Source organism: Micromonospora sp. CA-259024 (assembly GCF_050936255.1).
In the GTDB taxonomy this organism is placed as follows: domain Bacteria; phylum Actinomycetota; class Actinomycetes; order Mycobacteriales; family Micromonosporaceae; genus Micromonospora.
The window spans coordinates 1,559,996-1,578,556 of sequence record NZ_JBNJND010000001.1; the positions used below are offsets into that span (position 1 = coordinate 1,559,996).

15 protein-coding genes are annotated in these 18,561 nt (G+C 71.6%); 7 read left to right on the plus strand and 8 right to left on the minus strand.

Going from position 1 to position 18,561, the window contains the following annotated elements; translation table 11 throughout:
• Positions 1–20 precede the first annotated feature (20 nt).
• Complete coding sequence (locus ACQEUX_RS06420) at positions 21–617, plus strand: nucleotidyltransferase family protein (RefSeq protein WP_433042626.1); 597 nt, start codon at positions 21–23, stop codon at positions 615–617.
• On the opposite strand, the gene ACQEUX_RS06425 is transcribed toward ACQEUX_RS06420, so the two are convergent.
• The 5 genes from ACQEUX_RS06425 to ACQEUX_RS06445 form a co-directional block, all read right to left on the minus strand.
• Positions 604–1,272, minus strand: coding sequence for a TMEM175 family protein (locus tag ACQEUX_RS06425; protein ID WP_433042629.1), 669 nt, complete (start codon positions 1,270–1,272; stop codon positions 604–606). The two genes, ACQEUX_RS06420 and ACQEUX_RS06425, sit on opposite strands and share 14 nt — an antisense overlap.
• Positions 1,273–1,565: 293 nt before the next feature.
• Complete coding sequence (locus ACQEUX_RS06430; RefSeq protein ID WP_433042632.1) at positions 1,566–2,942, minus strand: GH1 family beta-glucosidase; 1,377 nt, start codon at positions 2,940–2,942, stop codon at positions 1,566–1,568.
• A 29-nt stretch (positions 2,943–2,971) separates the two neighbouring features.
• Complete coding sequence (locus ACQEUX_RS06435; RefSeq protein ID WP_088989328.1) at positions 2,972–3,811, minus strand: carbohydrate ABC transporter permease; 840 nt, start codon at positions 3,809–3,811, stop codon at positions 2,972–2,974.
• Positions 3,804–4,796 (minus strand): carbohydrate ABC transporter permease, encoded by a 993-nt coding sequence (locus tag ACQEUX_RS06440; protein ID WP_433042636.1) that lies wholly within the window; start codon positions 4,794–4,796, stop codon positions 3,804–3,806. Before ACQEUX_RS06440 ends, ACQEUX_RS06435 begins: the two co-directional genes overlap by 8 nt.
• A gap of 70 nt (positions 4,797–4,866) precedes the next feature.
• The gene (locus ACQEUX_RS06445) at positions 4,867–6,165 is read right to left on the minus strand and encodes an ABC transporter substrate-binding protein (protein ID WP_433042639.1); all 1,299 of its coding nucleotides are present in this window, start codon (positions 6,163–6,165) and stop codon (positions 4,867–4,869) included.
• A gap of 236 nt (positions 6,166–6,401) precedes the next feature.
• Between ACQEUX_RS06445 and ACQEUX_RS06450 the strand changes: the two genes are divergently transcribed.
• The 4 genes from ACQEUX_RS06450 to ACQEUX_RS06465 all read left to right on the plus strand — a co-directional run bounded on the left by ACQEUX_RS06450 (position 6,402) and on the right by ACQEUX_RS06465 (position 12,241).
• Complete coding sequence (locus tag ACQEUX_RS06450) at positions 6,402–7,601, plus strand: ROK family protein (RefSeq protein WP_433042642.1); 1,200 nt, start codon at positions 6,402–6,404, stop codon at positions 7,599–7,601.
• Positions 7,602–7,799: 198 nt separating this feature from the next.
• A complete protein-coding gene (locus ACQEUX_RS06455; protein WP_433042645.1) occupies positions 7,800–10,433 on the plus strand; it encodes a discoidin domain-containing protein in 2,634 nt (877 codons plus the stop codon).
• A gap of 240 nt (positions 10,434–10,673) precedes the next feature.
• Positions 10,674–11,030 carry a YciI family protein gene (locus tag ACQEUX_RS06460; RefSeq protein WP_433042648.1) on the plus strand — a complete coding sequence of 119 codons (357 nt, stop codon included), beginning with the start codon at positions 10,674–10,676 and terminating at the stop codon, positions 11,028–11,030.
• Between the two features lie 2 nt (positions 11,031–11,032).
• The gene (locus ACQEUX_RS06465) at positions 11,033–12,241 is read left to right on the plus strand and encodes an RNA polymerase sigma factor (RefSeq protein WP_433042651.1); all 1,209 of its coding nucleotides are present in this window, start codon (positions 11,033–11,035) and stop codon (positions 12,239–12,241) included.
• 15 nt (positions 12,242–12,256) lie between these two features.
• Here ACQEUX_RS06465 and ACQEUX_RS06470 read toward each other — a convergent pair whose 3' ends face one another.
• Positions 12,257–12,985, minus strand: coding sequence for a hypothetical protein (locus ACQEUX_RS06470; protein WP_433042654.1), 729 nt, complete (start codon positions 12,983–12,985; stop codon positions 12,257–12,259).
• A 145-nt stretch (positions 12,986–13,130) separates the two neighbouring features.
• On the opposite strand from ACQEUX_RS06470, the gene ACQEUX_RS06475 reads away from it, so the two are divergent.
• Positions 13,131–14,267, plus strand: a complete 1,137-nt coding sequence (locus ACQEUX_RS06475; RefSeq protein ID WP_433042657.1) for a carboxylate-amine ligase — start codon at positions 13,131–13,133, stop codon at positions 14,265–14,267.
• Between the two features lie 10 nt (positions 14,268–14,277).
• On the opposite strand, the gene ACQEUX_RS06480 is transcribed toward ACQEUX_RS06475, so the two are convergent.
• The gene (locus ACQEUX_RS06480) at positions 14,278–16,062 is read right to left on the minus strand and encodes an N-acetylglutaminylglutamine amidotransferase (RefSeq protein ID WP_433042660.1); all 1,785 of its coding nucleotides are present in this window, start codon (positions 16,060–16,062) and stop codon (positions 14,278–14,280) included.
• Positions 16,063–16,216: 154 nt separating this feature from the next.
• The gene (locus tag ACQEUX_RS06485; protein WP_433042663.1) at positions 16,217–16,648 is read right to left on the minus strand and encodes a MarR family winged helix-turn-helix transcriptional regulator; all 432 of its coding nucleotides are present in this window, start codon (positions 16,646–16,648) and stop codon (positions 16,217–16,219) included.
• Between the two features lie 94 nt (positions 16,649–16,742).
• Here ACQEUX_RS06485 and ACQEUX_RS06490 point away from each other — a divergent pair, with 94 nt between their 5' ends.
• Positions 16,743–18,521 (plus strand): ABC transporter ATP-binding protein, encoded by a 1,779-nt coding sequence (locus ACQEUX_RS06490; protein ID WP_433042666.1) that lies wholly within the window; start codon positions 16,743–16,745, stop codon positions 18,519–18,521.
• Positions 18,522–18,561: the final 40 nt, after the last annotated feature.

Here is an 18,561-nt window from a genome sequence, read left to right on the forward strand (position 1 = left end):
CCGTACGGGAGGTGAGCCGGGTGCCGGACCTGCCGGTGACCGCCGGGCTGCTGCTGGCCGCCGGTGCGGGGCGACGGTACGGCCGGCCGAAGGCGCTGGTCGAGCTGGATGGCGAGTCGCTGGTGCGGCGCGGGGTCCGACTGCTGAGCGACGGCGGCTGCGCGATCGTGCACGTGGTGCTCGGTGCGGGCGCCGACGAGGTGCCCGACCTGCCCGGCGCGGTGTCGGTGCGCCACGACCGCTGGTTCGAGGGGATGGGCTCGTCGCTGCGCCGGGGCCTGGCCTCGCTGCCGGCCGACGTACCGGCTGCTGTCGTGGCCCTCGTCGACCAGCCGCTGCTCAGCCCGGTCGCGGTCCGCCGGGTGCGCGGGGCCTACGCCGGGGGCGCGGCCGTCGCGGTCGCCACCTACGCCGGCCGGCCGGGACACCCGGTGCTGCTGCCCCGGGAGACCTGGCCGCTGCTGGACGGGTACGCCATCGGTGACCGGGGTGCCCGCGACCTGCTGCGCGACCGGCCGGACCTGGTGGTCGAGGTGCCCTGCGACGACGTCGGCTCGTCGGTCGACGTGGATACCCCGGCCGACCTGCATCGCCTGCGAACGGTCAGCGACGCGTGAGCCACCGGGGCAGCCCCTCGCTGGTCACCGCGTGATAGGTGATCATGACGATGACGCCGATCAGGCCCAGCAGCGGACTGACGAACCAGCCGAGCACACCGCTGAGCCCGTAGAGGACCAGGCCGGTGACCGGTCGCAGCCGCTGCGTCCGCACGTACTGCGGGGTGACCCCGCGTCGGAGCAGCGCCGGGTGGCGGCGCAGATAGCCGAAGAACACCAACCAGGGGGCCGACATCAGGGCGGCGGCCAGCGCGTACAGGGCGACGGCGGCGCGTTGGTCGTCGGTGTCGCCGTGGGTGAACGCGGACGCCAGCACGGCGGTGGGGAACGGGATGATCACCGCGCCGAAGAGGATGCCGAGGTTGATCCAGCTCAGCGTGAGGGTGGTGCCGCGGATCAGTCGGACCAGGGCGTGGTGGTTGAGCCAGAGCACCCCGATGTAGACGAAGGACACCACGAAGGCCAGGTAGGACGCTCCCTCGTCGAGCAGCCCGGCCAGCAACTCACCCTCGTGGTATTCCGGCACCCGCAGCTCGATGACGAGCAGCGTGATGACGATGGCGAAGACGCCGTCGCTGAACGCCGTCATCCGGTCGGTGTCGGACACTCGGCGCCCGCTGTCGGGCTGCTCGACCTCGTCGGGTGCTGCGGCCATTGGCGCAGGTTACCCGCCGGGGTGGGCGCATGTGGCGCTTTGCCTGAACAGGCACATACCTGGCGCTGACCGCAGCTCTGCACCGCGACCTCGACCCGCTCGGCGCGGTGCCCGTCGCGCACCTCGCCGCGCTCGTCAGCGGGCTGCTGGTGATCGCCGCCGGCGCCGGATGGCTGCTCGCCGGCCGGCTGCCGCCGTCGCTGTCCCGCCGGGTCCTGGACTGAGCGGCGGGCGCCGACGCCCTGGGTGTCGCCTGACGCGGCACCCAGGGCGCGGAGCCCGCCAGCCCCCGTTCAGGCCACCGGCGTGGCGGTGCCGGTCGCCCTGGCGAGACGCTGGTGGGCGCGGATCAGGTCGGCGTAGCGCAGGCCGCTCGCCTTCACCGTCCGGCGCTGGGTGGCGTAGTCCACATGCACCAGCCCGAAGCGCTTGTCGTAGCCGTACGCCCACTCGAAGTTGTCCAGCAGCGACCACACGAAGTAGCCGTCCAGCGGCACGCCCCGGGCCACCGCCGACGCGCACGCGGCCAGGTGCTGCTCCAGGTGGTCGGTGCGCTCCTTGTCCTCCACCGTCCCGTCCGCGGTGACCTCGTCCGGCCAGGCCGAGCCGCTCTCGGTGACGATGATCCGGCCCGGCCGGTACTCCTCGTGCACGTCGACCAGCAGCCGCTCCAGGCCCGCGGGGTACATCTCCCACCCCATCGCGGTCTCCACCGAGCCGGGCACCGGCACCTGCCGGGCGTACGGCGGCGGCCCGGCCGGATCGTCGACCACCAGCTGACGGAAGTAGTAGTTCACCCCGAGGAAGTCGGTGGGCGTGGCGATCACCGCAAGGTCGTCGCCGCGTACCGGCGGCTCGACCCCGTAGGTGGCGATCATGTCGGCGGGGTAGCCGCGCCCGTGGATCGGGTCCAGCCACCACCGGTTGACGTGCCCGTCCGCCCGACGGGCCGCCGCGACGTCCTCGGGTCGGTCGGTTGCCGCCTCGATCGGGCTGAGGTTGACCACCAGACCCACCGAGGCCGGCCGGGCGGCGTTGGCGCGGATCGCCTGGGTGGCCAGGCCGTGCCCGAGCAGCACGTGGTGCGAGGCGTGCACCGCCCGGGTGAGGTTCCGCTCGCCTGGGGCCATGTTGCCCTCCAGGTACCCGATCCAGCACACGCAGAGCGGCTCGTTGACAGTGCACCAGTCGGCGACCCGGTCACCGAGGCGGGCGGCCACCACCGCCGCGTAGTCGGCGAACGCCTCGGCGGTGCTGCGCTCCGGCCAACCACCCCGGTCCTGAAGGACCTGCGGCAGATCCCAGTGGTAGAGCGTGACGAACGGTCGGATCCCGTCGGTGAGCAACGTGTCGACGAGCCGATCGTAGAAGTCCAGCCCGGCGGCGTTGACCCGCCCGATGCCGTCGGGCATGACCCGGGGCCAGGCCACCGAGAAACGGTACGCGTCCACGCCGAGTCGGCGCGCCAGCGCCAGGTCCTCCGGCCACCGGTGGTAGTGGTCGCACGCCACCGCGCCGGTGTCGCCGTTGTCGACCTTGCCGGGGGTCGCCGAGAAGGTGTCCCAGATGGACGGCGCCCGGCCGTCGACGTCGACGGCCCCCTCGATCTGGTACGCCGCCGTGGCGACACCCCAGAGGAAGTCGGGTGGCAGCTTGGACAGGTCGGGCACGGGTCGGTTCTCCTCTGGGGTTGGATGACTCACTTGACAGCGCCGGCGGTGAGGCCGGCGACGAAGTAGCGCTGCAGGGCCAGGAACCCGACGACGACCGGGATGCTGACCACCAGCGAGGCGGCCATGATCTGGTTCCAGTAGACGTTGAACTGGGTGGAGTAGCCCTGCAGGCCGACGGCCAGGGTGCGGCTGCCCTCGTCGGTCATCACCGACGCGAAGAGCACCTCTCCCCACGCGGTCATGAACGCGTACACGGTGACCGCGACGACGCCGGGCACGGCGGCCGGCAGGATGACCTGGAACAGGGTGCGCAGCGGACCGGCGCCGTCGACCTGCGCCGCCTCGTCCAGACCCCGGGGGATCGAGTCGAAGTAGCCGACCAGCATCCAGATCGAGAACGGCAGCGAGAAGGTCAGGTACGTGATGACCAGGCCGGTACGGCTGGCGTACAGCTCGATGCCGGTGGCGTTGCCCAGGTTGACGTAGATGAGGAACAGCGGCAGCAGGAACAGGATGCCGGGGAACATCTGCGTGGACAGCACCGTCACCGAGAAGACACCCCGACCGCGGAACCGGTACCGGCTGACCGCGAACGCGGCGAAGATGGCCACCGCCACCGAGCAGACCGCCGCGATGCTCGACACCACCAGGCTGTTCACCAGGTACCGGGCCAGCGGCACGGTGCTCCACATGTCGACGAACGGTTGCAGGGTGGGCCGACTGGGCCACCAGGTGAACCCGTTCTGCACGTCCTGCAACGGCTTCGCCGCGGAGGTGACCATCACGTAGAGCGGGATGACGACGAAGAGGGTGAGCAGGGTCAGCACGATGCGCCGGCCCCAGCGCTCACCGGCGGTCTCACGCATGGTCGTCCCTCCGACGGTTGGTGATCAGCAGGTAGGCGGCCGAGACGACCAGCAGGAACAGCAGCAGCGCCACCGACATCGCCGATCCCGAGCCGAAGTCCCAGGTCTTGAAGGAGCTGCGGTAGATGTGGATGGAGATGAGGTCGGCCTGCTCCGGCGCGGAGCCGCCGAACAGCACGAACGGGGTGTTGAAGTCGTTGAACGTCCACAGGAACAGCACCAGCAGCAGCACCAGGTTCACCGGCCGCAGCATCGGCAGGGTGACCGAGCGCAGCCGGCGCCAGAACCCGGCGCCGTCGATGGCGGCGGCCTCGTACAGCTCGCCGGGCACGTTCTGCAGGCCGGCCATCAGGCACAGGAACGCGAACGGCCAGTTGCGCCAGACCGACACCACCAGCAGCGACCAGAAGCTGTTGTCGCCGATCAACCAGAACGGCCGTTCGTTCATCAGCCCGAGCTGGTCCACGAGCACGTGGTTGACCAGGCCGGTGTCGCGTTGCAGCAGGAAGCTCCAGGTGATCACGGCGGCGTAGACCGGCAGCGCGTACGGGGTGAGGAAGAGCGCTCGCAGGATCGCCCGGCCACGGAACGGCCGTTGCAGGACGACCGCCGCCGCGATGCCGAGCAGCCAGGCGAACCCGACCGAGAGCAGGCTGTAGGCCAGGGTGACCCAGAACGAGTGCAGCAGTTCCTTGCCGGCGGCGCTGTTCAGGTCGAGCGTCGCCCGGTAGTTCTCCAGCCCGATGAAGGGCGCGGTGGACCAGTCGCGGATGTGGAACTGGGTCAGCTCCAGCAGGCTCATCCAGACCCCGACCACCATCGGGACCACGTGGATGGCGAGTTCCAGCACGATGGCCGGTGCGAGCAGCAGGTACGGCAGAAGCGAGCGGCGGGGGCCGCGGGGCCGGCGGGCCGGCCCCCGGGCCGGTGACCCGGTCCGGGGTTCGCGCCGGCCGGCGTCCGGCGCGGTGGTGCTGGTTGCCATCGGGGTCCTCTCGAAGGCGGTGGCCGTGGCCGGGCTCAGCACCCGACCACGGCCACCGGTGCCGCCTGGGTCAGCGCATCTTCTGCTGCGCGTCGGTCAGCTTCGCCTTCACCGACTCCTCGGTGACCGGCTTGCCGCTGGCCGCGTCGGCGAACAGCTCCTTCATCGCGGTGCCGACCAGGGTCTCGAAGGTGCTCTCCTCGGGCACCTGCGGCAGCGGGGCCGCGGTGGTGACCAGGGTCTCCTGGATCGTCTTCTGCTCCGGGGCGGTGAACGCCGGGTCGGAGGCCGCGGTCTTCACCGCCGGCAGCGAGCCGTAGGTGCGGTTGAGGATCGTCTGCTCCTCGTCGCTGGTCATGAACTTCACGAAGCTCAGCGCACCGTCACGGTTCTTGGTGTGCTTGAACACCGCCATGTTGATCCCGGCGACCATGCTGTTGACCTTCTTGCCGCCGGCCGGCGGGTTGGCCAGGAACGGCACCGGGGCCACCCCGTACGCGTCGGCGGGCATGTTCTGCGTCTTCAGGTTCGACCCGGCGGACTGCCACAGCAGCATGGCGGCCTTGCCGTTGGCGAAGTCGGAGACCGACTGGTTCTGCGCGTACTCGGCGTTGCTCGGGTTGGTGATCTTGTCGGCGGCCATGAAGTCGACGTAGCGCTTGATCGCCGAGACGTTCTGCGGGGTGTCGAAGGTCGGCTTGCCGGCCGAGTCGAACCACTCACCGCCGTACTGCTGGCTGAAGGTGAACGCGTGGTGGGCGTTCTCCGACGGGTTGGCACCCTCGATCGCCAGGCCCCACTTGCCGCCGGTGCTCAGCTTCTTGCCGTACTCGGCGAGCTGCTCCCAGGTGGTCGGCGGTGCGGTGATGCCGGCGTCGGCGAACGCCTTCTTGTTGTAGTACAGGCTGTACGCCATGCTGTAGAGCGGCACGGCGGCCGGCGGCTTGCCGGGGGCACCGGCGGCGGCGAGCGCGGCGGGCACGATCCGGTCCTTGCCGCCGACGGCCTGCAGGGTGGCGTCGTCGAACTCGACAAGCGCCCCGGTGGCCTGCAACGACGCCGACCAGGTGTTGCCGATGTTGACCACGTCCGGGCCCTTGCCGGAGGCGGCCGCGGCGAGCAGTCGGTTGAGCAGGTCCGACCAGGGGACCACCTCGACGGTGACCTTGATCCCGGTCTGCTTCTCGAACTTGTCCAGCTCGGGCTGGAGGATCGTCTTGTCGGCCTCCAGGCTGGCGCCCTGGTTGCTGGCCCAGTAGGTGAGCGTCTTGGGCGCTGCGGCGGAGTCGTCGCCAGAGCCGCCGCAGGCGGTCAGCGAGGCGACCGCCAGTACGGCGGCGGTGAATATCCCGAGGTGTCGTCTCGACACGGTCTGCCCTTCCGGTGCGTGGTGGGGGTCCGCCGGCCTCCGTCGTCGATAGGGGTCGGGGCGACGGGCGACCGGCCGCGGACAGGGTTCGGGGGTGCGCCGTCGGAGTCCGTCGGCGTTTCCCGGGAGTTACATCACGGCTTAAATTATGTCGTCATTAAAGTTGTTGGCCGGTGGGTCGTCAAGCACGAGGCGGTTACAGTCGCCTCGAACGGCCGACGGGAACGAGGTGACGAGTGGAGCTGGCGCGTGCCACCAACCGCAGCGTGCGGCTGCGCAACCGGTCCGCCCTGCTGACCAGGCTCTTCCTCGACGGCCCGCTCACCCGGCAGGACCTGGTGCGCAGCACCGGGCTGAGCCAGCCGGCGGTGAGCAACGTGGTCGCCGACCTGATCGACGAGGGGCTGGTCGCCGAGGCCGGCGCCGCCGAGTCCGACGGTGGCCGACCCAGCATGCTGCTGCGGATCGCGCCCCGCTTCGCCTTCGTGATCGGCGTGGACGTCGGCGAGACCCGGGTCCGGGTGGAGCTGTTCGATTTCGCGATGACCCTGCTGGCCAGCATCGAGTACCCCCTCGATCCGGCGCGGACCGAGCCCGACCTGGTGGCCGGGCACGTGCTGGCCGGTATCGACGCGGTGACCGGGCAGGCCGGGGTGGCGACCGGCGAGGTGCTCGGCGTCGGCATCGGCGTCTCCGGGGTGGTCGAGCAGGGCGCCGAGGCCGTCGTGCACGCCCAGGCGCTCGGCTGGGACCGGGTGCCGCTGGAGCGGCTGATCGGTGCTGGCACCGACCTGCCGCTGCACATCGACAACGGCGCGAAGACCCTCGGCCAGGCCGAGATGTGGTTCGGCGCCGGCCGGGGCGCCCGACATGCTGTCTTCGCGCTGGTCGGCTCCGGCGTGGGCGCGTCCGTGGTGACCAACGGCGCCACCTACCGGGGCGTGTCCAGCAGCGCGGGGGAGTGGGGCCACACCACCCTGGTGTACGGCGGCCGGGCCTGCCGGTGCGGGGCACGCGGCTGCCTGGAGGCGTACGTGGGCGCGGAGGCGATCATCGACCGCTACCGGGAGGCGCGCCGGGGCCGAGCCGTGCCGGGCGAGGACGAGGAGTCCCAGATCGCCGCCCTGGTGGCTGCCGCCGAAACGTCGACCACCGCCCGCCGGGTGCTGGACGACACCGCCGGCTACCTCGGCGCCGGGGTGGCCAACCTGATCAACCTGTTCAACCCCGAGCGGGTGGTGCTCGGCGGCTGGGCGGCGATGGCACTGGGTGACCTGCTGCCGGCCGTCCGCGAGGCCGCCGGCCGGCAGGCACTGCGCCAGCCGTACGAGCAGGCGTCGATCGAGCTGTGCCGGCTGGGGGTGGACGCGGTGGCGTTGGGCGCCGCCACGCTGCCGATCGCCCGCTTCCTCACCGAGGGTGGCGTCCGCCGCTGAGGGCAAACCGCCCAGAACTGACCTTCGGGATAAATAACAGTGTTATAGATCGATGTCTTGACGCCGCCGCAATCTCGCCGCAACACTCCTACGAGAGCGCTCTCCGACCCTCGGTGCCGCATCGGCGACACCACCACCCGGCACGAGCCCGATCCCCACCCACGCGGCATCCGTAATCCCCTAGCGACAGGCGATGTCATGACATCTCGCGGAACATCCGTACGCCCGCGCCCCCGACGGGCCGTCCGGCACCTGCTCGTCGGGCTCACCGTGGCCCTGGTCGCGGCGCTCACCCCGACCGGCGCCTCGACACCGGCGCAGGCCGCGCCCACCCTGCTCTCCCAGGGTCGCCCCGCCACCGCCTCGTCCACCGAGAACGCCGGCACCCCCGCCGCCGCCGCGGTGGACGGCAACGCCGGCACCCGCTGGGCCAGCGCCTTCAGTGACCCCCAGTGGCTCCAGGTCGACCTGGGGGCCCGGGCCACCATCACTCAGGTGAACCTGCTCTGGGAGGGTGCCTACGGCCGGGCCTTCCAGCTCCAGACCTCCGACGACGGGGCCACCTGGACCACCATCTACTCGACCACCACCGGCACCGGCGGCACGCAGAACCTCACCGTCACCGGCGCCGGCCGCTACGTACGCATGAACGGCACCGCCCGGGGCACCGGCTACGGCTACTCGCTCTGGGAGTTCCAGGTCTACGGCGAGACCGGCGGCACCACGCCGACCTGCGGCAGCACCAACGCCGCCCAGGGCAGCCCGACGACCGCCTCGTCCACCGAGGACGCCGGCCTCGCGGCGTCCGCCGCGGTCGACGGCAATCCCGGCACCCGCTGGGCCAGCGTCGCCAGCGACCCGCAGTGGTTACGCGTCGACCTGGGCAGCACCCGGACGATCTGCCGGGTGGTGCTCACCTGGGAGGCCGCGTACGCCCGAGCATTCCAGCTCCAGACCTCGGCCGACGGGGCCACCTGGACCACCATCTACTCGACCACCACCGGCGCCGGTGGCACGCAGAGCCTCGACATCAGCGGCAGTGGCCGCTACCTGCGGATGTACGGCACCGTCCGGGGCACCGCCTACGGCTACTCGCTCTGGGAGCTGGCGGTGAACACGACCGGCGGCACCAGCGAGCCCCCGGTGACGCCCACCGACCCGCGCAACCCCAACCTCGGGCCGAACACGTTCGTCTTCGACCCGAGCACCCCCACCGCCACCATCCAGAGCCGACTGAACACCCTCTTCACCCAGCAGGAGACCAACCAGTTCGGCCCGCAGCGCTACGCGGTGCTGTTCAAGCCCGGCACCTACACCGCGGACGTCAACCTGGGCTTCTTCACCCAGGTGGCCGGGCTCGGCATGAGCCCGGACGACGTGAACCTCAACGGCCACGTCCGTGCCGAGGCGTTCTGGTTCGGCGGCAACGCCACCCAGAACTTCTGGCGGGCCGCGGAGAACCTCTCGGTCACCCTGCCCGCCGGGCAGACCGTGGAGCGCTGGGCGGTGTCCCAGGCCGCGCCGTACCGGCGGATGCACCTGCGTGGGGCGCAGAACCAGATCCAGCTCTGGAACGGTGGCGACGGCTGGTCCAGCGGCGGCCTGATGGCCGACACCCGCATCGACGGGCTGGTCGTTTCCGGCTCGCAGCAGCAGTGGTACTCCCGCAACAGCGAGTTCGGCAACGGCTGGACCGGCTCGGTGTGGAACATGGTCTTCCAGGGCGTCGTCGGCGCGCCGCCGCCGAGCTTCCCCAACCCGTCGCACACCGTCATCGGCCAGACCCCGCAGGTGCGGGAGAAGCCGTTCCTCTACGTCGACGGCACCGGTGAGTACCGGGTCTTCGTGCCGGCGCTGCGCAGCAACTCCGCCGGCACCAGCTGGTACAACAAGACCCCGGCCGGCTCGTCCATCTCGCTGTCGCAGTTCTTCGTCGTCCAGCCGGGCACCAGCGCGGCCACCATCAACGCGGCCCTCGCCCAGGGCCGGCACCTGCTCTTCACCCCGGGCGTGCACCGGGTCACCGAGCCGATCCAGGTCAACCGGGCCGACACGGTGATCCTCGGTCTCGGTCTCGCCACCATCCAGGCCGACAACGGCACCGTGGCGATGCGGGTGGCCGACGTGGACGGCGTCAAGGTGGCCGGCATCATGTTCGAGGCCGGCACGACGAACTCGCCGGTGTTGATGGAGGTCGGGCCGACCGGCTCGTCCGCGAGTCACGCCGCGAACCCGACCTCGCTGCACGACGTGTTCTTCCGCATCGGCGGGCCACACGTCGGCCGGGCCACCAACACGCTGACCGTCAACAGCGACAACGTGATCGGCGACCACATGTGGCTGTGGCGGGCCGACCACGCCGCCACCGGTATACCCACCGGGTGGACGCTGAACACCGCCGACACCGGGCTCACGGTCAACGGCGACAACGTCACCATGTACGGCCTCTTCGTCGAGCACTACCAGAAGTACCAGACCGTCTGGAACGGCAACGGGGGGCGGACGTACTTCTACCAGAACGAACTGCCGTACGACCCGCCCAACCAGGCGGCCTGGATGAACGGGTCGACCCGGGGTTACGCCGCGTACAAGGTCGCGGATTCGGTGACCAGCCACCAGGCGTGGGGGCTGGGCAGCTACAGCTACTTCAACGTCGACCCCTCGGTGGTCGCGGAGCGGGCCTTCGAGGTGCCCACCAACCCGAACGTGCGTTTCACCAACATGGTCACCGTGTCCCTCGGTGGCGTCGGGACCATCAACCGGGTGATCAACAACGCCGGTGGCACCGCGAACGCGGCCAACCAGCAGGTGTACCTGACCACCTACCCCTGACCGGGGCGCCCGCACCGGCCCGGTCGTCCCACGGACCGGGCCGGTCGGGTCGCACCGTGGGCCAGGCCGGCCCGGTCCCGCCGAGACCGGGCCGGCCCTGGTCGCGTCGTCACCCGTTCCCTGCTGGCGGTCGGGACGGGACGGGCAGTCTTTTCGGGCGGCCTGTCGATTCGGGCCAACGCCGTTCGTGTGGAGGATGAGAGGCCAGCGACGCGCCGGCCGTCCCCGCGAGGAGGAACGATGACGTTGTACCTGCTCAGCATCCAGCAGCCGCAGGGTGAGCTGCCGCCGGACCCGGAGTTCCTGGCCGGGGTGATGCGCCAGCTCGGTGAGTTTCGTGACGAGCTGACGTCCAGCGGGTCGTGGGTCTTCGGGCAGGGTCTGCACGGCCCGGAGACCGCCACCGTGCTGCGCCCCCGCGACGGCGAGGTGCTCGTCACCGACGGGCCGTTCGTCGAGGGCAAGGAGTACCTCGGCGGCATCACCATCATCGACGTGGCGGACCTGGACGCCGCCCTGGCCTGGGGCCGCCGGTACGCGGTGGCCACCACGCTGCCGATCGAGGTCCGCCCCTTCCACGGTGGGGCCGAAGACTGACCGTGCCGGACGTGGAGACGGTGTTCCGCGCGGAGTACGGGCGCGCGGTCGCCGTCCTGGTTCGCCTCCTCGGCGACATCGACCTCGCCGAGGAGGCCGTCCAGGAGGCTTTCGCCATCGCGGTGGAGCGCTGGCCGACGACCGGGCCGCCACCGAGTCCGGCCGGTTGGATCATCACCACCGCCCGGAACCGGGCGATCGACCGGTTGCGCCGCGAGACGTCCCGGCTTGATCGGTACGCCCAGGCGGCCCTGCTGTTCGCCGCCGACGGACCCGTCGAGGAGGGGCCTGTGCGCGACGACCGACTACGGCTGATCTTCACCTGCTGTCATCCGGCACTCGCCCCGACCGCCCGGGTCGCCCTCACCCTGCGCCTGCTCGGCGGACTGAGCACCGCCGAGATCGCCCGGGCCTTCCTGGTGCCGGAGCCGACGATGGCGCAGCGGCTGGTCCGCGCCAAGTCGAAGATCCGTCACGCCCGGATCCCGTACCGGGTACCGCGCGACGCCGACCTGCCTGACCGGCTGCACGCCGTGCTCGCGGTGCTCTACCTGATCTTCAACGAGGGGTACACGGCCAGCGCCGGGCGGCATCTGGTCCGCGCTGAGCTGTGCGTCGAGGCCATCCGGCTGACCCGGCTGGTGGTCGAGCTGATGCCGGACGAGCCGGAGGCGCTCGGCCTGCTCGCACTGATGCTGCTCACCGAGTCCCGCCGCGCCGCGCGGACCACCACCGACGGCGACCTCGTTCCGCTGCCCCGGCAGGACCGGGGCCGCTGGGACGCCGAGTTGATCATCGAGGGGCAGGCGCTGGTCCGCCGCTGCCTGCGCCGCGACCGGCCCGGGCCGTACCAGATCCAGGCCGCGATCGCCGCCGTGCACAGCGCCGCACCGCGTGTCGCCGACACCGACTGGAGCCAGATCCTCCAGCTGTACGACCATCTGACGGTGGTCGCCCCCAGCCCGGTGGTCGCGCTGAACCGGGCGGTCGCGCTCGCCGAGGTGGCCGGGCCGGCGGTCGCGCTCGCCGAGGTGGATCGTCTCCACCTGGACGGCTACCACCCGCACCACGCGGTCCGCGCTGACCTGCTGGCCCGGCTCGGCCGGAACGCCGAGGCCGTCGAGGCGTACCGGTCAGCCGTCGCACTGACGGACAACGTGGCCGAACGGGCCTTCCTCACCGCCCGCGCGGCGGCCCTGGCGCCGCGCTGACCCGCCGTGGGCGGGCTACTGGTCCGCGACCGTCGACCGACGCGTCGGCTGCCCGGGAACGGTCGGTGGCTCGGCGAGGATGCCGCGCATCACGTCTTCGACGTTGGGCACCTGGGCGAGCTCGCCCAGGCCTTCGACGTAGCGCAGCAACCGGAGCTGCATCGCCGCCAGCTCCGCGCGGCATTCCGCGTCGTCGGGCCAGGCCGACTCGGGCCCGTCCGGATTGGCCTGCTCCCACGCCTTCAGACGCGGATGCCACGTCGAGAGGAATGGCCGAAGCTCGTTGTTGAGCATGGCGATCCCGAGATGTTCCACGGTCGGCCGTCCGGTGGTACGAACCGACGGTGCCGCCTGGCTCAGCACCTCCCTGGTGATCGCGAACAGCTGGTAGAGCGACGTCAGCGCCTCCCGGACGAGACCCGTGCCGGTCGCCAGCGGCTGGCCGGACACCCGGGTGACCGCCTCGACGAACAGCCGCCACGCGGTCTGCTTGTTGTCCCGCGTGACGGCGAACCTCAGCTCGCTGAACTGCGGGACCGAGACGGTCACCTCCGCCAACTGGAAGAACCGTGAATAGGCGGACGCCACCACCGCCGCGACGCCGCCCGCCGTCGTGCCGCAGAGCGTGAAGAGGGCGGGACCGGTCAATCGACTGGCCATATACACCGCCAACCCCACGGCGGCACCGACCACCAGACCCAAGGCGATGTGGAGCCACCGGGAACCGCGCCAGCGCATCAGCATCCCTGCATCGTCCCAGACATTTTCCACCTCGTTGGGCGGGGGCGTCCCGTTCCGAGTGCGCGTTTGCCGACCGGGTGTGCCGGGAAACCGAACCGCCCCGGGCGCGGGGTCCACCCGCGGCCGCAGCAGCGGATGGAGACGGCCCATGGCGTACCGTCCGACGACGGTCACGGACACCGTGCCCGACCTGTCCATCCTCACGCTCGGCGTGGAGGAGGAGTTTCTGCTGCTCGACCCGGACAGCGGACGTAACCTGCCGGTGGCCGACCAGGTGTTGGCCGCGCTGCGCGGCACCGCCCGGGACCAGAGCCGCCAGGAGTTCCGGCACAGCATGGTGGAGATGGTCACGCCGGTCTGCGCCGACCTCACCGAGCTGCGCGCGCACCTGGTGGCGCTGCGCCGCTCCGCAGCCGAGGCCGCCACGGCGGCCGGGGCCCGGCTGGTGGCGGTCGGTGCCACCCCCGTGGCCGAACCGCACCTGACGGTGCCCGACAAGCCCCGCTACCACGCGATGTCGCGCCGGTACGGGCCGGTGGCGCACGATCCGGCGGTGTGCGGCTGCCACGTGCACGTCGGGCTGCCCGACCGGGAACTGGTTGTGCAGGTCTGCAACCACCTTCGGGTGTGGCTGCCGGTGGTGCAGGCGCTCACCACCAACTCGCCGCTGCACGACGGGCAGGACACCGGCCACGCCAGCTGGCGGTCGATGCAACTGGAACGCTGGCCCAGCATCGGCCCGACCCCGTACTTCGACTCCGCCGCCGACTACGACCGGACCGTCGGCGAGCTGATCGCCGCCGGCATCATGCTCGACGCCGCGATGGTCTACTGGTACGCCCGGCCGTCGTCGGCCTACCCGACGGTGGAGGTGCGGGTGGGGGACGTCTGCCCCGACGTGGACGACGCGGTGCTGGTCGCCGCGCTGGTCCGGTCACTCGTCGCCACCCTCGCCGACGACGTACGCGCCGGGGTGACCGCCCCGCGCACCCGCGGTTGTCTGGTCGCCGCGGCGCACTGGCGTGCCGCTCACGACGGCCTCGACGGTGAGCTGATCGACCTGCGCGCCGGCGGCACCCGACCGGCCTGGGAGCTCGTCGACGAGATGATGGCGGTCATCGCCCCGGCACTGCTGCGCCACGGCGACCTGGGGTACGTCTTGGCACAACTGGCCCGGCTGCGCCGCGACGGCACCGGCGCGACGCGGCAGCGTCGGGTGCTGGAGCGTACCGGTGACCTGCACGCCGTCATCGACGACCTGGTCAGGCGCACCGCCGCCGGTTGACCGGCGACCCTCAGCGGATGTCGTGCGTCTGCAGCCACAGCTCCAGGAGCCCGAGCTGCCACAACTTGTTGCTGCCGGCCGCCGCCTCGGCCCGGTCCGGCTCGGCGAGCAGGCGTGCCACGTACTCCGGGCGGAACAGCCCCCGCTCGCGCGCGGCCGGCGCCTGCAACGCCTCGGCGACCAGCTCGCGCACCGGGCCGTCCACGTTGCGCAGCGCCGGCACCGGGAAGTACCCCTTGGGACGGTCGACCACCTCGGCGGGCAGCACCTCCCGGGCGACCTCCTTGAGGACGCCCTTGCCGCCCTGGGCGACCTTGTGCTCAGGCGGGCAGTGCGCGGCCAGGGTCACCAGGTCCTGGTCGAGGAAGGGCGTGCGGACCTCCAGGCCCCACGCCATGCTCATGCTGTCCACCCGCTTGACCGGGTCGTCGGGGAGCATCACATGCGTGTCCAGGCGCAGCACGGCGTCCAGGGCGGTCTGCGCCCCGGGCGCGGCGAGGTGCCCGACGAGGAGGTCCCGGCTGGCGTCGTCGTCCAGCGCGTACGCCGGGCCGACGATGCTGCGCAGCTCGTCGTGGTCGCGGTCGAAGAACGCCGCGGCGAACGTCTCGGCGGCGCCGTGCCGGGGTGCCTCGGTCAGCGGCTGGTGGTAGCCGTAGCCGGCGAACACCTCGTCGGCGCCCTGCCCGGACTGTGCCACCTTCACGTGCCGCGCCACCTGCTCGGAGAGCAGATGGAAGGCGACCACGTCGTGGCTGCCCATCGGCTCGGTCATCGCGAGCACGGCACGCCGTACGGCGGGCACGAGGTCGTCGTCGGCCAGCCGGACCCGGTGGTGGTCGGTGTCGTACGCGCGGGCCACCAGGTCGGAGTAGTGGAACTCGTCGCCGGACTCGCCGTCGCGGCTGTCGAAGCCGATGCTGAACGTCCGCAGGTGCTGCTGGCCGGCCTCGGCGAGCAGCGCCACGATGAGGCTGGAGTCCAGCCCACCGGAGAGCAGCACGCCGACCGGTACGTCGGCGACCAGCCGTCGGCGTACCGCCGCGCGCAGGGCGTCCCCGATGGCGGCCTGCCAGTCGGCGGCGTCCATGCCCGCGTCGGACGGCTCCCGCACGTAGTCGGGTCGCCAGTACACCTCCTCGCGGCTGCGCCCGTCCGCCTCGATCACCCGCAGGGTGGCCGGCGGTAGCTTGCGCACGCCGCGTAGCACGGTCCGCGGCGCGGGCACGATCGAGTGCCAGGACAGGTAGTGGTGCAGCGCCACCGGGTCTATGCCGGTGTCCACGTCGCCGGCCCGCAACAGCGCGGGCAGGGTGGAGGCGAACCGGAGCCGCCCGGGCGTCTCGGCGAGGTAGAGCGGTTTGATGCCGAGTCGGTCGCGGGCCAGCACCAGCCGCCGCCGGGCCCGGTCGACCAGCCCGATCGCGAACATGCCGACCAGGTGGTCGACGAAACGTTCACCCCAGTGCGCGTACGCCACCAGGATCACCTCGGTGTCGCTGGTGGATCCGAAGGTGTACCCGGCGTTCCGTAGCTCCTCGCGCAGCTCCGGGTAGTTGTAGATGCAGCCGTTGAAGACGAGCGCGAGGCCCAGGTCGTCGCGGACCATCGGCTGGCCGCCCGCGTCGGACAGGTCGATGATGGTCAGCCTGCGGTGCCCGAGGGTCACCCAGTCGTCGGTGAAGAGTCCCTCGTCGTCCGGGCCGCGCGACCGCATCGCCTCGGTCATCCGGGTGACCGCCGACGCGTCGGGCGGCCGGCCGTCGAAGCGCGCCTCCCCGCTGATCCCGCACATCAGGCGGGGCGGTGGGTCAGGCGGGGCATCAGCGGCATGAGCGGTCCTCCTGTCACCTGGCCCCACGGGCGGGTGCGGTGGCTACCCGTGCGCGGGTCGGACAAACCCGCGTCCGACGTCAGGAAGGGTTCCTTTCTCTACACCAGGTTTCCGTTCAGGCACGAAGGGTGCGCAGGATGCGGGCCAGCTCGGCCCGGTCGGCGTCGTCCAGGTGACCGAAGAAGCGGTCGGCCTCGGCCCGGCGAGCGGTCCGGATGGCGGCACTGACGCGGTCGCCCTCCGCGGTGAGCGCCACCAGGGTCGCCCGCCGGTCGGCCGGGTCGGGTCGGCGTTCGACGAGCCCACGGGCCTGGAGGTCGTCGACGACCTCGGTGGCGGAGCGGGGCGCGATGCGCAGGTGCTCGGCGAGCGTGCTGGGGCGTACCTCGCCGTGGCGGCCCAGCACACCGAGCGCCCGGGACTGGCTGGGGGTGATGTCCCACGGTGCCAACGACTCCCGGGTCTGCCGGCGCAAACGGGACGCGACGGCCCAGAACGTCTCCGCCAGGCTCTCGTCGTCGGCGCTGCCGGTGGTGTCCTCGGTCACCGGAATACCGTAGCAGTCAATGCGGTTGTTCCCTCATGATGAGGTAACCTCAGCATGTCTCGACGAAAGGTAGTGCCCCTTGGAATCCACCCCCATGGGCCGCGACCGCGGCCGCCGCACCGTCAGCGCCGAAGAGAAGACACAGGCCCGCCAGGTGTCGCTGCGCCGCATCGGCCGCCTGTTCACCCCCCACCGGCCCGCGTTGGCCGCGGTCACCGCGATCATCGTGATCTCCTCGATCATCGCGATGGCCACCCCGTTCCTGCTGCGTGCCGTCATCGACCGGGCCCTGCCGCAGAGCGACGTGACCCTGCTGGTCTGGCTGGTCCTCGGCATGGTCGCCGTGGCCGCGGTGACCTCCGCCCTCGGCGTCGTACAGACCTGGATCTCCACCCAGGTCGGCCAGCAGGTCATGCACCGGCTGCGCACCGACGTCTTCAGCCACCTCCAGCGCCAGTCGCTGGGCTTCTTCACGCGCACCCGCACCGGTGAGGTGCAGTCCCGGATCACCAACGACATCGGCGGCATGCAGTCGGTCGTCACCTCCACCGCCACCGCCGTCGCGTCCAACCTCACCACCGTCGTCGCCACCGCGGTCGCCATGGTCGCGCTCTCCTGGCAGCTCTCCCTGGTCTCGCTCGTGGTGCTGCCGCCGGCGATCTGGCTGACCCGCCGGGTCGCTCGGATGCGCCGTGAGATCACCGCCCAGCGGCAGCGCGAACTCGCCGACCTCAACGTCACCGTCGAGGAGGGGCTCTCGATCAGCGGCGTCCAACTGGCCAAGACCCTCGGCACCGGCCCGGCGCTGATCGACCGGTTCACCGCCTCCTCGGCCCGCCTGGTCGACCTGGAACTGCGCAGCGAGTTGGCCGGCCGCTGGCGAATGGCCTCGATGAGCATCATCTTCGCCGCCGTACCGGCGGTCATCTACCTCGCCGCCGGCCTGCCCGGCACCGCCGGCACCCTGAGCATCGGCACCCTGGTCGCCTTCACCGCCCTGCAGGGCGGGCTGTTCCGGCCGCTGATGGGCCTGCTCAACGTGGGCGTCTCGCTCACCGCGTCGCTGGCGCTGTTCGCCCGGATCTTCGAATACCTGGACCTGCCGATCGACGTGGCCGACCCCGCCGAGCCGGTCCGCCTCGACCCCGCCCGGGTGGGCGGCCACCTGCGCCTGGAGAACGTGACCTTCGGCTACCCGGGCAGCGACACCGCCGCGCTCGCCGGAATCACCCTCGACGTGCCCGCCGGCACCAGCCTCGCCCTGGTCGGGGAGACCGGCTCCGGCAAGAGCACCCTCGCCGGGCTGGTCAGCCGGCTGCACGACCCGACCGGCGGCCGGGTGACCGTGGACGGCGTCGACCTGCGTGACCTGCGCCTGGCCGACCTGGCCGCGATCGTCGGCGTGGTCAGCCAGGAGACGTACCTGCTGCACACCACCGTCCGGGAGAACCTGCGCTACGCCCGGCCGGACGCCACCGACGCGGAGATCGAGGACGCCGCCCGCGCGGCCCAGATCCACGACCTGATCGCCGGGTTGCCCGACGGGTACGACACGATGGTCGGCTCACGTGGTCACCGGTTCTCCGGCGGCGAGAAGCAACGGCTGGCGATCGCCCGTACGCTCCTGCGCGACCCGCGCATCCTGGTCCTCGACGAGGCCACCAGCGCGCTGGACACCGAGACCGAACGAGCCGTGCAGCGGGCGTTCGACGTGCTCGCCGAGGGGCGGACGACGATCACCATCGCGCACCGGCTCTCCACGGTCCGCGACGCCGACCAGATCGCGGTGCTCGACCACGGCCGGATCGTCGAGGCCGGCACCCACGACAGCCTGCTGGACCGCAACGGCCGCTACGCCACGCTGGCGGCCTGAGCGTCGGCTCACAACCGTCTCGAAACCGTCGCTAAAACTG

What these genes read in the sequence shown, in the direction of transcription:
- ACQEUX_RS06425 (WP_433042629.1), bottom strand. Translation starts at nt 1,272, where the DNA reads ATGGCCGCAGCACCCGACGAGGTCGAGCAGCCCGACAGCGGGCGCCGA.
- ACQEUX_RS06435 (WP_088989328.1), bottom strand. Translation starts at nt 3,811, where the DNA reads ATGCGTGAGACCGCCGGTGAGCGCTGGGGCCGGCGCATCGTGCTGACC.
- ACQEUX_RS06440 (WP_433042636.1), bottom strand. Translation starts at nt 4,796, where the DNA reads ATGGCAACCAGCACCACCGCGCCGGACGCCGGCCGGCGCGAACCCCGG.
- ACQEUX_RS06455 (WP_433042645.1), top strand. Translation starts at nt 7,800, where the DNA reads ATGACATCTCGCGGAACATCCGTACGCCCGCGCCCCCGACGGGCCGTC.
- ACQEUX_RS06460 (WP_433042648.1), top strand. Translation starts at nt 10,674, where the DNA reads ATGACGTTGTACCTGCTCAGCATCCAGCAGCCGCAGGGTGAGCTGCCG.
- ACQEUX_RS06470 (WP_433042654.1), bottom strand. Translation starts at nt 12,985, where the DNA reads ATGCTGATGCGCTGGCGCGGTTCCCGGTGGCTCCACATCGCCTTGGGT.
- ACQEUX_RS06475 (WP_433042657.1), top strand. Translation starts at nt 13,131, where the DNA reads ATGGCGTACCGTCCGACGACGGTCACGGACACCGTGCCCGACCTGTCC.
- ACQEUX_RS06480 (WP_433042660.1), bottom strand. Translation starts at nt 16,062, where the DNA reads ATGTGCGGGATCAGCGGGGAGGCGCGCTTCGACGGCCGGCCGCCCGAC.
- ACQEUX_RS06490 (WP_433042666.1), top strand. Translation starts at nt 16,743, where the DNA reads ATGGGCCGCGACCGCGGCCGCCGCACCGTCAGCGCCGAAGAGAAGACA.